The sequence below is a fragment of the Neisseria sicca VK64 genome, from assembly GCF_000260655.1.
Taxonomy (GTDB): Bacteria; Pseudomonadota; Gammaproteobacteria; order Burkholderiales; family Neisseriaceae; genus Neisseria; species Neisseria sicca_B.
Map to the genome: position 1 here is coordinate 17,111 of NZ_AJMT01000115.1, position 13,077 is coordinate 30,187.

General features: G+C 53.0%; 10 protein-coding genes, 1 tRNA gene and 1 pseudogene. 8 read left to right on the forward strand and 4 right to left on the reverse strand.

What is annotated here, in order from left to right:
* The first annotated feature begins 278 nt into the window (after positions 1-278).
* Positions 279-355: transfer RNA gene (locus HMPREF1051_RS06855), tRNA-Pro, on the forward strand.
* A 145-nt stretch (positions 356-500) separates the two neighbouring features.
* On the opposite strand, the gene HMPREF1051_RS06860 is transcribed toward HMPREF1051_RS06855, so the two are convergent.
* Positions 501-1,184, reverse strand: a complete 684-nt coding sequence (locus HMPREF1051_RS06860) for a 2,3-diphosphoglycerate-dependent phosphoglycerate mutase (protein ID WP_003766223.1) — start codon at positions 1,182-1,184, stop codon at positions 501-503.
* 384 nt (positions 1,185-1,568) lie between these two features.
* The gene (locus HMPREF1051_RS06865; RefSeq protein WP_003766239.1) at positions 1,569-3,092 is read right to left on the reverse strand and encodes a fumarate hydratase; all 1,524 of its coding nucleotides are present in this window, start codon (positions 3,090-3,092) and stop codon (positions 1,569-1,571) included.
* An 825-nt stretch (positions 3,093-3,917) separates the two neighbouring features.
* Between HMPREF1051_RS06865 and HMPREF1051_RS06870 the strand changes: the two genes are divergently transcribed.
* The 5 genes from HMPREF1051_RS06870 (at position 3,918) to HMPREF1051_RS06890 (ending at position 9,709) form a co-directional block, all read left to right on the forward strand.
* Positions 3,918-4,556 carry a 2Fe-2S iron-sulfur cluster-binding protein gene (locus HMPREF1051_RS06870; RefSeq protein WP_003766262.1) on the forward strand — a complete coding sequence of 213 codons (639 nt, stop codon included), beginning with the start codon at positions 3,918-3,920 and terminating at the stop codon, positions 4,554-4,556.
* The gene (locus HMPREF1051_RS06875) at positions 4,556-6,184 is read left to right on the forward strand and encodes an FAD-binding protein (RefSeq protein WP_003766224.1); all 1,629 of its coding nucleotides are present in this window, start codon (positions 4,556-4,558) and stop codon (positions 6,182-6,184) included. The genes HMPREF1051_RS06870 and HMPREF1051_RS06875 overlap by 1 nt, the downstream gene beginning before the upstream one ends.
* Positions 6,181-7,434 carry a complex I 51 kDa subunit family protein gene (locus tag HMPREF1051_RS06880; RefSeq protein WP_003766242.1) on the forward strand — a complete coding sequence of 418 codons (1,254 nt, stop codon included), beginning with the start codon at positions 6,181-6,183 and terminating at the stop codon, positions 7,432-7,434. The genes HMPREF1051_RS06875 and HMPREF1051_RS06880 overlap by 4 nt, the downstream gene beginning before the upstream one ends.
* Before the next feature lie 494 nt (positions 7,435-7,928).
* On the forward strand, positions 7,929-8,126 hold the full coding sequence (locus HMPREF1051_RS06885) for a hypothetical protein (RefSeq protein WP_155815304.1): 198 nt from the start codon (positions 7,929-7,931) through the stop codon (positions 8,124-8,126).
* A 131-nt stretch (positions 8,127-8,257) separates the two neighbouring features.
* Positions 8,258-9,709, forward strand: a complete 1,452-nt coding sequence (locus HMPREF1051_RS06890; RefSeq protein WP_003766241.1) for a DASS family sodium-coupled anion symporter — start codon at positions 8,258-8,260, stop codon at positions 9,707-9,709.
* A 105-nt stretch (positions 9,710-9,814) separates the two neighbouring features.
* On the opposite strand, the gene HMPREF1051_RS06895 is transcribed toward HMPREF1051_RS06890, so the two are convergent.
* Positions 9,815-10,696 carry a prephenate dehydrogenase gene (locus HMPREF1051_RS06895; protein WP_003777394.1) on the reverse strand — a complete coding sequence of 294 codons (882 nt, stop codon included), beginning with the start codon at positions 10,694-10,696 and terminating at the stop codon, positions 9,815-9,817.
* A gap of 190 nt (positions 10,697-10,886) precedes the next feature.
* Here HMPREF1051_RS06895 and HMPREF1051_RS13345 point away from each other — a divergent pair, with 190 nt between their 5' ends.
* Both HMPREF1051_RS13345 and rfaQ read left to right on the forward strand, forming a co-directional pair.
* Entirely contained in the window at positions 10,887-11,138 is a 252-nt protein-coding gene (locus tag HMPREF1051_RS13345; protein WP_003766219.1) for a hypothetical protein, read from the forward strand.
* The gene (rfaQ, locus tag HMPREF1051_RS06900; protein ID WP_036492337.1) at positions 11,083-12,189 is read left to right on the forward strand and encodes a putative lipopolysaccharide heptosyltransferase III; all 1,107 of its coding nucleotides are present in this window, start codon (positions 11,083-11,085) and stop codon (positions 12,187-12,189) included. Before HMPREF1051_RS13345 ends, rfaQ begins: the two co-directional genes overlap by 56 nt.
* A gap of 379 nt (positions 12,190-12,568) precedes the next feature.
* Here rfaQ and HMPREF1051_RS13355 read toward each other — a convergent pair.
* Positions 12,569-13,077 (reverse strand): annotated as a pseudogene (locus HMPREF1051_RS13355) (IS5 family transposase); the annotation flags it as partial.

Sequence of the window (13,077 nt, forward strand, 5' to 3'; positions counted from 1 at the left end):
ATAAGGGCGTTGGCAACGCCGTATCATTGCAATTTTAATCCACTATATTAAAAATCAAAGCTGAGATTATATAGCAGCCATTAAATTCCGCCACATCCGTTTACCCCCGGGGTCGTCTGAAAAACATCGCGGCTTCCAATCAAGTATGAACCATTCCGCAGCCCTACCCTCCCTGACACCAAACAAATTCAAAGCCGCTTCAAGCAGATAGCCGAAACCGTCCGGCTTTACCCTTGCCAAAGCCGTGCAAGAAAACTATAATCCCAAACTTCTCGAGTCGGAGTGTGGCGCAGTCTGGTAGCGCACTTGCATGGGGTGCAAGGGGTCGAAGGTTCGAATCCTTTCACTCCGACCAAAAATTCAACAGCCCGGTCATTTTTGACCGGGCTGTTTTTTTGCCTTGACTGTCTCAAATCTTATATCTCAAGCGTTTCAATCAAAAGGTCGTCTGAAAACCCCGAATCCGAGTTTTCAGACGACCTTTTTATTATCCGCAAAGCTTACAGATAGAATTTTTCAACCACTTTCAAATTGTCGTCCAATTTGTACACCAGCGGCTGACCGGTCGGGATTTCCAAGCCCATGATGTCTTCGTCGGAAATGCCTTCGATGTGTTTGGCCAATGCGCGCAGGGAGTTGCCGTGGGCGGCGACCAAGACGCGTTTGCCGCTCAGAAGCGCGGGGGCGATTTGGTCTTCCCAGAACGGCAATACGCGCTCCAAAGTAACTTTCAGGTTTTCGCCATCAGGGATAACATCGGCGGGCAGGTTGGCATAGCGGCGGTCGTTGTGCGCGGAGAACGGGTCTTTCGGGTCGAGCAGTGGCGGCAGGGTGTCGTAGCTGCGGCGCCAGATGTGGACTTGCTCGTCGCCGTATTTTTCGGCGGTTTGTTTTTTGTCCAAACCTTGCAGTTGGCCGTAGTGGCGTTCGTTCAGCCTCCAGCTTTTGATTTGCGGCACAAACAGTTGGTCGGATTCTTCCAAAACGATGTTGCAGGTTTTAATCGCGCGGGTCAGGACGGAAGTGAAGGCGATGTCGAACTCGTAACCTTTTTCCTTCAGTTTTTTACCGGCGGCGGCGGCTTCGGCAAGCCCCTGCTCGCTCAGTTTCACGTCGCGCCAGCCTGTAAACAGGTTTTTCGCGTTCCATTCGCTTTGTCCGTGGCGGATAAATACCAATTCCATGTCGTATGCTCCAATTTGAGGTCGGTAGAAGGGCCTATTTATAACATATTTCGGCTGCTTCTGCAGTCGGGGCAGGGCGATGCTTGTTCTTTATCAAGACTTGCGGCGTATTGTTTTATAGTGGATTAACTTTAAACCAGTACGGCGTTGCCTCGCCTTAGCTCAAAGAGAACGATTCTCTAAGGTGCTGAAGCACCAAGTGAATCGGTTCCGTACTATCTGTACTGTCTGCGGCTTCGTCGCCTTGTCCTGATTTAAAGTTAATCCACTATACCGTCCATTCTCCCTACCCTTGCAGTCGTAATGCCTCCAAACAAATTAAAGGTCGTCTGAAAACCCTGTTTTAAGTTTTCAGACGACCTTTTTCAACCTGGCATCAAGGTTTTAGGACTCGACGGGGATGATGCCGATTTTTGCCTGCCATTTGCGCGGGGCGGTGGCGTGGATGGATTCGCCCTTGCTGTCCACGGCGACGGTTACGGGCATGTCTTTGACTTCAAACTCGTAAACTGCTTCCATGCCCAATTCGGGGAACGCCAAGACTTTTGAGGATTTGATGGCTTTTGCCACAAGGTATGCCGCGCCGCCGACTGCCATGAGGTACACGGCTTTGTTGTCGGCGATGGCTTCGCAGGTGGCTGCGCCGCGCTCGGATTTACCGATCATGCCCAAGAGGCCGGTTTGTTCGAGCATTTGGCGGGTGAATTTGTCCATGCGGGTGGCGGTGGTCGGGCCTGCCGGGCCGACTACTTCGTCGCCGACCGGATCGACGGGGCCGACGTAGTAAATCAGGCGGTTGGTGAAATCGACGGGCAACTCTTCGCCTTTGTCGAGCATATCGACGAGGCGTTTGTGTGCGGCATCGCGGCCGGTGAGGATTTTGCCGTTCAGCAGCAATACGTCACCGGTTTTCCAGCTGGCGACTTCTTCTTTGGTCAGCTTATCGACCTCGATGCGTTTGCCGTTGTCGGGGCTGTAAGTCAAATCGGGCCAGTCTTCAACGCGCGGCGGGGTCAGTTCGACCGGACCGGAGCCGTCCAATTCGAATTCGACGTGGCGGGTGGCGGCGCAGTTCGGAATCATGGCAATCGGTTTGGATGCGGCATGGGTCGGGTAATCGAGGATTTTGACGTCCAATACGGTGGTCAGCCCGCCCAAACCTTGTGCACCGATGCCCAACGCGTTGACTTTTTCAAAGAGTTCGAGGCGCAGGGCTTCGGTGGTGGACAATTCTGCGCCGGACGCGGCTTTTTCCTGCAATTCTTGAATGTCGATGTGGCTCATCAGGGATTCTTTTGCCATCAGCACGGCTTTTTCGGGCGTACCGCCGATGCCGATGCCCAAGATACCGGGAGGACACCAGCCCGCGCCCATGGTCGGGATGGTTTTCAATACCCAATCGACGATATTGTCGGAAGGATTGAGCATGGCGAGCTTGGATTTGTTTTCAGAGCCGCCGCCTTTTGCCGCGCAGGTTACTTCGACTTTGTCGCCCGGTACGATGCTCATGTGGATGACGGCTGGGGTGTTGTCTTTGGTGTTTTGGCGTTTGCCGGCAGGATCGGCGAGGACGGAAGCACGCAGGGTGTTGCCTTCCCAAGTGTAGGCGCGACGCACGCCTTCGTTAACCATCTCTTCCACGCTCATGTCCGCATCCCATTGGACGTTCATACCGACTTTGAGGAAGACGGTTGCGATACCGGTGTCTTGGCAGATGGGGCGGTTGTTTTCGGCACACATGCGGCTGTTGACCAAAATCTGCGTCATCGCGTCTTTGGCGGCGGGATTTTCTTCCTTCTGCCACGCCTTATAGAGCGCGTCGATGTAGTCTTTCGGATGGTAATAGCTGATGAATTGGAAGGCATCGCAGATACTTTGGATAAAGTCTTCTTGCTTGATGACGGTCATGATTGTGTTCCTTTTCATATGGTAGGGAGGGTTTGTTAGCTTTTTTATAGAGGCCGTTTTTCAGACGACCTTAATCGGTGTAATAGTGCTGTCAATCGATATGAGGCGACAATATGATTTTTATAATTTATTGATTTTCATAAAACTTAATAACCTATCATTTCACTCGGATGATGATAATGGATATTGTCGGCAATATTTACCGGTAGAAATAAAACTACAATTAATCTGTCCACTCAAATTTCAAAGGGTCGTCTGAAAAGGCTGGATTCACCGTCGCAATGAACCTTACTAATAACATGAATTTAAAAAGAAACAATTACTTTCCAGACGACCTGTCTTTCTTTTTTCAACCATACACAAATGTAAAAGCCGTGTCATTCTACCCACGATAATTTTTGACGGAAGTCAAACTTAGCCGTTTTTATGAAATTTTATAACACCATTTGCATTTACTTACACTTTGCAAATTTATCCAATAAATACATAGATATATGCTTTTAATATCAATCACTTAATAATGATATTTACTCGTATTTCAAAACGGTTTTTAGCAGTTATTCCTTTATCGTAAGTTTATTTTATCTTACAAAATAACAAGATGGCACAAAGGTCGTCTGAAAACCGCTGTTTTTTGTTCACAATCCGCCCCCACCCTGCCTTTACGACTCCGCCATCATCAAAAAACCCAAATTCTGATACACTAATAAAAGACAGTCAGACGTTGATTTATAAGACGTTTCCTGAAAAATATCTGCATTTTAAAAATTTGTAATAAAAATACACACATCCGATTTCCCCTATCCCATCCCACAGGACACTACCATGAGTGAAAACTTGTTAACCCTGACCATAGACGGTCACGAGGTCAAAGCCTCTGCCGACTCGTCAATCATTCAGGCCTATGCCCGTTCAGGCAGCGCGATTACCGCCAACGTCGGCTGCATGGGGCAAGGCGTATGCGGTTCCTGCCGCTGCATGATCCGCAAGGAAGGCGAGCGCGAGGTAACGACTGCGTTGGCGTGCGAAACCAAAGTCGAAGAAGGGATGCAGGTCAGCTTCTTGGACTACTTTATCCCCGAGCATATCCAATATTACGACGTGAGCGAGGTCGGCGACGGCTGGAACTGGCTGGACGATACCGCCAAAGCCTTCCCCGAAGCGCAAAACTGCCGTCATTGCGGCGGCTGCAACCGCGCCTGCCCGAAAGGCTTGGAAGTGGAAAACGGCGTGGCGCAAGTGGTATCCGGCGATTTCGGCGCGGCTGCGCTGACCTTCGACCAATGCGTGATGTGCAACCTCTGCACCCTTTCCTGCCCCGAACACATCCGTCCGAACCACTTAGGCCTGTTCGCCCGCCGCATGAAAGCGGCGCGTACGCTGCGTCCGGTGGATTTGATGCGCCGCCTGCGCGAAATCGACAGCGGCAAAATGAAAGTCGAATTTGAAGAGGAGGCAATGTGATGGCGAACGAAATCCAAGGCATAGACTACGAAACCGCACTTGCCAACTTGCGCGCTTCCTCATTGGAACTGCGCGGCGACTTGCCGGAAAAAAACGAATTGTTGAGTCAGTTTCACCCCGACTATCAGGCAAATGCGCGCGTCAAACTGCCCATCGGCCCGAACACGGGCGATTACTGCCATCCTGATTTGGCGAAACTGCTGATCAGCCATCCCCTGATTGACGACTATGATTTGTCGGGCGCGGAACATTTGAACACCGACGTACTGGTTATCGGCGGCGGCGGTGCGGGCGCAGCAGCGGCATTGTCTGCAACCGAAGCAGGCGCGCGCGTGATTATGGCGAACAAGCTGCGTATCGGCGACAGCAATACCGTGATGGCCGAAGGCGGCATTCAGGCGGCGGTCGGCGCGGAAGACAGCTTGCAGCAACACTTTGACGACACCATCAAAGGCGGCCACAACGCAGGCAAAAAAGAATTGGTGGCGCAAATGGTTACCGACGCGCCGTCCGCCATCCGCTGGCTGATCGGCTTGGGCATGACTTTCGACCTTGCCAAAGGTGCGGACAGCAACGGCATGTTGAGCCGCAAACGTGCGGGCGGTACGACTGTGCCGCGCATCCTGAGCTACCGCGACTTTACCGGCCTTGAAATGATGCGCGTACTGCGCGAGGCGGTCGAACTCGACGAAAACATTACCCAGCTCAACCGCCACCCCGCCATCGAATTATTGTCGGACGAACACGGCCGCTGCGTCGGCGCGATTTTGTACGATTTGGAAAAACGCTCTTTGGTATTGGTTCACGCCAAAGCCGTGGTATTGGCAACCGGCGGCAGCGGACGGCTGCATTTGCAGGGTTTCGCCACTTCCAACCACTACGGCGCAACTGCCGACGGTCTGGTGATGGCATACCGCATCGGCGCGAAACTGCGCGACATCGATTCCTTCCAATACCATCCGACTGGCGTCGCCCATCCGCCGCACTTGGCGGGCGCGCTGATTTCCGAAGCCGTACGCTCCGCAGGCACCAAACTGGTCAACGGTTTGGGCGAGCGTTTCGTTGACGAATTGCAGCCGCGCGACGTCGTTGCTGCCGCCATTTTGCGCGAGTGCCGCGAAGGCCGCGGCGTGGTGCGCGACGGACAGGTCGGCGTGTTCCTCGACACCCCGCGCCTGATTGAAAACGATCCTGATGTGTTGAACCGTCTGGTTACGCTCGGCCACGTCGCCCACAAATGCGGCATCGACCCCGCCGTCGAACCTGTGATGATTCATCCGACCCTGCACTACCAAAACGGCGGCGTCGAAATCAACGGCGACGGCGCGACCTGTGTGGAAGGCCTCTATTGCGCCGGCGAAGTAACCGGCGGCATCCACGGCCGCAACCGCCTGATGGGCAACGCACTTCTGGACATCATCAGCTTCGGCCGCCGTGCCGGTAAAGCCGCGGCAAATTGCGGCCTGCCGCTGAAAAAAGTGCGCGGCGGCGTCGGACACGTCCACGATCTGCAACGCGAAATGACCCGCGCCGGACTGACCAGCAACATCAAAGCCCCCGTTTTATACCCCGACTACGGCAAATTCGATTTGCGCGAACACGCCGGTTTGCAGGAGCAACAATCATGAATCAAGCCAATCAAAACTTACTGCACCCGTCCCGTCAAGTCGGCGCGGATTTGGCCGCGTGGCGCAAAGTCGGCGGCGGCGAAGGTCTGCTGGCGGCGCTTGCCGATCCTCAAAGCATCGTTTCCAAGCTGCAAGACGCCAACCTCTGCGGCATGGGCGGCGCAGGTTTCCCGACCTGGCGCAAATGGGAAGCTGCCGTTGCCGCCCAAAGCAAACACGGCGACAAATACGTCGTCTGTAATGCCAACGAAGACGAACCGGGTACGTTCAAAGACCGCGTATTGCTGGCGAAAACGCCGCACCAAGTCATCGAAGGCGTTCTGATTGCCGCCGTCGCCTGCCGCGCCAACAAAGCGATTATGTATGTCAACCCGCACCAGACCGAATCCATCGCTTCCATCGTGCCCGCCATCGAGCAATGGAAAAAAAGCGATTTGTTCATCCGCATCGAAAACTATCTGGGCAAACCTTTAGACCTGAAATTGGTCGAAACTTCAGGCCGCTACATCGGCGGCGAAGAAACCGCCGTGATTTCATGGTTGGAAGGCGGTTTCCCGTTCCCGCGCCGCAAGCCGCCGTTCCCCGCCGAAAGCGGCGTAGAGGGCGAACCAACCCTTATCAACAACACCGAAACCTTCGCCAACATCCCGCAAATCCTTGCCAAAGGCGCGGAATGGTACAAATCGCTGGGTTTGGGCGATGCCGCAGGCACGAAACTCTACTCGCTCTCCGGCGACGTATTGAATCCGGGGCTGTACGAACTGCCGATGGGCACGACCCTGCAATCGCTGATTTTCGACCACGGCGGCGGTATGCTCGAGGGCCGCACGTTTAAAGCCGTCTTCACCGGCGGCCCGTCAAACACGCTTCTGACCGCGAAAGATTTGGACGTGCCTTTGGACTTCGTGTCCGTGCGCGAACGCAAATCCAGCCTCGGTACGGGCGCAATGATTGTGATTTCCGAAGGCACCAGCGTGGTGCGCAAAGTATCCGAGTATGTGGAATTTTTTGCGTCCAACTCATGCGGACAATGCCCGCCGTGCAAAGGCGGCACGTTCCAACTTTCACGCCTGCTCAACCGCGTGGATACCGGCATCGGCACTTCAGACGACCTCCGCGCCCTGCAAAGCCTGTGCCAACTGCTGCCCCGAAGCGGCCGCTGCGGTCTGATTGACGGCGCGGTTACCGTGCTGCAAAGCTCACTGCGTACCTTCCCCGAAGAGTACGGCCTGCCGGCGGATCAGGATTAATCCGATACGGGGTTTCAGACGACCTTTTCTATTATGGGAGGTCGTCTGAAAAATACCTTTAGGTTGGGTTATGACCCAACATAATGATTAGGGTTTAAGTATTTGTTGGGTTTCACAACTGAACTGCTAAATCTGAGGTTTTACCCTCTCCCTAGCCCTCTCCCACGGGGAGAGGGGACAGATTACAGAAAATCCGATAATGGTCGGTTTCAGCGCCATTATTCCCTCTCCCCGTGGGAGAGGGTTAGGGAGAGGGCAAAACGTAAAACTCAAGAAACGTCGTCTGAAAAAGATGGCAACAAAAAAATACGCATTACCCAAACCACCAAAAGAAAAACATAAAAAACAACTGCTGCCAACACATTTCAGACGCCCCCTCCCCACTAAAACGGACACACATCGTCTGACTAAAACTTATTGGTAGATTTGCCATCAGAGAAAACGATACGGACATACTAGGGTTTTGCCCTCTCCCACGGGGAGAGGGAATGATAGTGCTGAAGCCGACTATTATCGGATTTTCTGCAAGCTATCTCTTCTTCCACGGAGAGGGAATGATGGTGCTGAAACCAACCATTATCGGACTTCCTGCAATCTATCCCCTCTCCCCGTGGGAGAGGGTTAGGGAGAGGGCAAAACGTAAAACTCAAGAAACGTCGTCTAAAAAGATGGCAACACAAAAATACGCATGACCCAAACACCCAAAAGAAAAACATAAAAACAACTGCTGCCAAATACGTTTCAGACGGCCTGTTCCCACCAAAATCGGGCACACGTCGTCTGAAATCCGATTTCCCCGATACCTCAAACTAGGAGACTCAACATGGGCTTCAAGCCAATTCCTGCTGCGGTTGCGCTCGCGCTGACGCTGATTATCTGGTTCGTCATACCCGTGCCGCAGGGCGTATCGCCCGACGCATGGCACCTTTTGGCGTTATTCGTCGGCATCATCGCCGGCATCATCGGTAAAGCCATGCCCATCGGTGCAATGGCGATTTTGGGCATTACCTTGGTCGCGCTGACCGGCGTTACCAACGAAAAAGCCGCCGACGCGACCAAAGACGCACTGAGCAGCCTTAACAACTCGTTAATCTGGATGATCGGTATCGCCATCATCATCTCGCGCGGTTTGTTGAAAACCGGCTTAGGGATGCGTATCGGCTACCTTCTGATTTCCCTTTTCGGCAAACGCACGCTGGGCGTAGGTTACAGCCTGGCTTTGGCGGACTTGGTCATCGGTCCGGTAACGCCGAGCAACACTGCGCGCGGCGGTGCCATCGTGCATCCGATTATGCGTTCTATCGCCCTGAGCTTCGATTCCGACCCCGAAAAAGGCACGGAAGGCAAAATCGGTAAATACCTCGCACTGGTCAACTACCACGCCAACATCATCACCTGCTGTATCTTCATTACCGCAACCGCACCCAACCCGTTGGTTGTCGAATTAGTCGCCAAAGCTACCGATTCGAAAATCCACCTCTCTTGGGGCACATGGTTCGCCGCCATGGTCGTCCCCGGCCTGATTGCTATGTTCCTGATGCCGCTGGTGCTGTATTTCCTGTATCCGCCCGAAATCAAACAAACGCCTAACGCGACCGCCCTTGCCAAAGAAAAACTGAAAGAAATGGGCGCGATGAAGCGTGACGAAAAAATCATGCTCGGCATTTTCGTGATTCTGCTGCTTTTGTGGGCGGGCGTTCCCGAAATGCTGTTCGGCGTGAAAGTCGATGCCACCGCCACCACCTTCCTCGGTCTGAGCCTGTGCCTGCTCACCGGCGTACTGACTTGGGACGACGCGTTGAAAGAAAAAGGCGCGTGGGACACCATCGTCTGGTTTGCCGCCTTGGTCATGATGGCAAACTTTCTCAACAAATTGGGACTGATTGCATGGCTGTCCGAATCCATGCAGGGCGGCATCTCCCATCTAGGTTTGGGCTGGGAAGCCGGTTGCGCCCTTCTGGTACTCGCCTACCTCTACGCCCACTACGTTTTCGCCAGCGGCACGGCACATGTTACCGCCATGTTCGGCGCGTTCTACGGCGCAGGCCTCGCCTTGGGCGCACCGCCGATGCTGTTCGCCCTGATTATGGCATCCGCCACCGGCATCATGATGTCGTTGACCCACTACGCTTCAGGTTCGTCTCCCGTCATCTACGGCTCGAACTATGTCAGCATGACCGAATGGTGGAAAGCCGGCTTCATTATGAGCGTGGTCGAAATCCTGATTTTCGGCACCATCGGCATTATCTGGTGGAAAGTGCTGGGCTACTGGTAAACCCTGCCTGAAATCAACAAAAGGTCGTCTGAAAATAGGTTTTCAGACGACCTTTTTGTTTTTCGGAGAGAAACAGTTACAAGATGATGCTGGATATTCAACCCGTTATTGGCTGCCCAACCATTCGTCGCGCGTTTGCTTGGCTTCTTCAAAATAACGGTATAACGCGTCGCGGTTTTCTTGTTCGAGGATACGTTCCAGCTTGGAAAGCTGGTCGTGCAGTCCGGCAATCAGCTTGATCAGGCTGTTTTTATTGTCCAGGCAGATGTCCGTCCAAATGGCGGGATGGCTGGAGGCGATGCGGGTAAAGTCTCGGAAACCGCTGGCGGCAAATTTCAAATATTCCTGTCCGTCCGGATGGTCGGCGATTTGGTGGACATAGGCAAAAGCCGTCAAATGCGGCATATGAGAAACGGCGGCGAACACGGCATCGTGTTCTTCCGCACTCATTTCAAACGTCTGTGCGCCGACCGCCTGCCACAGGCTTTTTATCAAAGCGATACCTTCGGGGCGCTCTTGTCCGTGTGTGGTGATAATCAGTTTTTTATCTTGATACAACCCGAATTGCGCCGCCAATGCGCCGCTGCGGTCGGAGCCTGCAATGGGGTGAGCGGCGATACAGTGTGAAATCCGCTCGGGCAGATATTGGCGGAAAGCAGCGATGGCAGTCCGCTTGGTGCTGCCCACATCAGACACATAAGCCTCCGGCGCAAGCAGCGGCGCAATGGCTTGGCAGATGGTCGGCAAAGTGGAAACAGGTGTGGCAATCAACACCAAATCGGCATGACCGATGCTTTCGGCGTTGATTTCCGTAAACGCTTTATCAATCACCCGACGCTCAAGCGCACGGTCGAGATTATCGCGGTCGAGATCAATACCGGTCACGGTTTGCACCCATCCCAATCGTTTGAGATCCAGAACGAAAGAGCCGCCTATCAGTCCGACGCCGATAAGTGTGATGTGTTGGAGCGGGGCATTTGGTGTCATGGCGGATGTGTAAGGCGGTGGATAAAGGAAAGGTCGTCTGAAAACGTACCGAGGACTAGGATTTGCTTCGAAACCTGCAAAAGCTTCTTGGAACACAAATCCTGCCTGCGGCTTGGGCTATTATAGTGAATCGGCCCCATTCCAGCCACAACCCTGTCGGAAAGCCGGTCAGCCCGTAGGCGTTTTCAGAATGGAACAATCTTCCGCAGCGTCAAAAGATTTTGCCTACACCGGCCATCCTAAATCAATATTTTTTAAGAAAATCAAAGAAAACCGGCAGCGTTCATTTGCTCTAAAAACCGTTTATACAGAAACAGTTTTCCAAACCTTGCGTTCCGTTTTACAATTGAGAGCCATTCTTGAACCAGGTCGTCTGAAAGTACCGTATGTCACTTGCACAACCCAACCGTATCCTCGTCATCAAACTGCGCCATCATGGTGACGTATTGCTCAGTACGCCGGTCGTCGATGCGATCAAAAAACATTTTCCCGAGTGCGAAGTCGATATGCTGGTTTATCAGGAAACCGCCGACATCATCCGCGACAATCCGCAAATCGCCAGGATTTTCACCATTGACCGGCAATGGAAGAAACAAGGCGTGCGGATGCAGTTCAAACACGAAAAAGACCTTTTCCGTCAGTTAAAAGCCCGTCAATACGATTGGGCATTCAACCTTTCCGACCAATGGCGTGCCGCCATCATTGCCAAGCTCTGTTCAAAATGCAGCGTCGGCTTCAACTGCATCAAACGCGACAATGCCGCCTGGCGCTGGTGTCACGACTTTCTCAACCCCGATATGGGCACGACCAAACATATCGTTGAAACCCATCTGGGCATACTGCCTCCGCTTATCCGTCCGGAAGAACTGCCCCACGCAAAAGTCCACATGAGCATCTCCCCTGATGTCCGCAACAGTATGGAACAAAAATTGCGCGAACAAGGCTGGCAAGGCGAAAACTACGTCTTACTGCATCCGGGCGCGCGCTGGTTGTTCAAATGTTGGGAAGACGGCAAAAACGCCGCACTCGTCCAGCTTCTGCTGAACCACGGACACAACGTCGTCCTGACCGCCTCCCCCAGTCCCGTCGAACACGACATGATTGAAGCCATCTTAGGTCGTCTGAAAATACCGGAAAGCGGCAAAGTATGGGTATTGTCCGGCTGCCTAACTTTGCGCGAACTTGCAGCGGCGATAGACCGCGCCAAACTGTTTATCGGCGTCGATTCCGTTCCCATGCACATCGCCGCCGCGCTCGACAAACCGCAAATCGCCCTATTCGGCGCGACTTGGCTGGGCATATGGCATCCTTATTCGCTCAATGCCGAAGTGATATGGGCGGGCGATTATACCGACCTCCCCCACCCCGACAGCATCAATACAAACAATCCCGAACGTCTCCTGAAAGCCATTCCTCTGGAAGAAGTATGGAACCGCGTTTCCGCCAAACTCGAGAAAATTGACCAAACGGGAACACACGCAGCAATAGAATAATCCCTGCTTCGGTATCAATAAGCGGTTGCCTATAAATAAAGTAGAGGTCTTTGCAAAATTAACTCCAACAGATTTTCACCCTATTCCGACATCTCAAGAGAACACCTAAGATTTATCCAAACATCCTGAAACCTTAACGGATGTCAACGCCCTATTTGGTGGGGACGTAGTCGGCATAGTGCGCCGGCAAGGCAGTCGTTTCCAATAACGAGCCTTCTCACCGCGACACTAAGAGACCTTTGCAAAATTTCTTTTCCTCCAACAACCGAAACCCAAAAACAGGTTTTCGGCTGTTTTCTCCCCCAATCACTCCTAATTTTACCCAAATACCCCCTTAATCCTCCCCGGATACCTGATAATAAGGCATCCGGACCGCCTTTTAGGCGCAAACAGGCACACTTAGCCTGTTAGCCGCTTTCAACAGGTTCAAACACATCGCCTTCAGATGGCTTTGCGCACTCACTTTGAGCAGACCAAAATAGGCTGCCCGGGCGTAGCGGAATTTACGGTGCAGCGTACCGAAGCTTTGTTCGACCACATAACGGGTCTTCGACAAATATCGGTTACGTTTGGTTTGCGCTTCCGTCAGCGGACGGTTGCGGCAGGCTTTGCGCATAATGCCGTCTAACAACTGATGCTCTTTCAGATGTTGCCGGTTTTCCTTACTGTCGTAGCCTTTGTCGGCATAGACGGTCGTCCTTCGGCAATGCCTTCCAACAAAGGGGACAGATGGTTGCACTCATGGGTATTGGCAGAGTGATGTGCAGTTTCTCGATATAGCCTTCCTCATCGGTACGGGTATGTTGTTTGTAACCGAGTTTGTAGAGGCCGTTTTTCTTTGTCCAGCGGGCATCGCTGTCTTTGCTCGGTGTGGTTTGGCCGCTGACT

Coding starts and splice junctions, on each gene's coding strand:
- HMPREF1051_RS06875 (WP_003766224.1), top strand. CDS start 4,556: ATGGCGAACGAAATCCAAGGCATAGACTACGAAACCGCACTTGCCAAC.
- HMPREF1051_RS06890 (WP_003766241.1), top strand. CDS start 8,258: ATGGGCTTCAAGCCAATTCCTGCTGCGGTTGCGCTCGCGCTGACGCTG.
- HMPREF1051_RS06860 (WP_003766223.1), bottom strand. CDS start 1,184: ATGGAATTGGTATTTATCCGCCACGGACAAAGCGAATGGAACGCGAAA.
- HMPREF1051_RS06865 (WP_003766239.1), bottom strand. CDS start 3,092: ATGACCGTCATCAAGCAAGAAGACTTTATCCAAAGTATCTGCGATGCC.
- rfaQ (WP_036492337.1), top strand. CDS start 11,083: ATGTCACTTGCACAACCCAACCGTATCCTCGTCATCAAACTGCGCCAT.
- HMPREF1051_RS13345 (WP_003766219.1), top strand. CDS start 10,887: ATGGAACAATCTTCCGCAGCGTCAAAAGATTTTGCCTACACCGGCCAT.
- HMPREF1051_RS06895 (WP_003777394.1), bottom strand. CDS start 10,696: ATGACACCAAATGCCCCGCTCCAACACATCACACTTATCGGCGTCGGA.
- HMPREF1051_RS06880 (WP_003766242.1), top strand. CDS start 6,181: ATGAATCAAGCCAATCAAAACTTACTGCACCCGTCCCGTCAAGTCGGC.
- HMPREF1051_RS06870 (WP_003766262.1), top strand. CDS start 3,918: ATGAGTGAAAACTTGTTAACCCTGACCATAGACGGTCACGAGGTCAAA.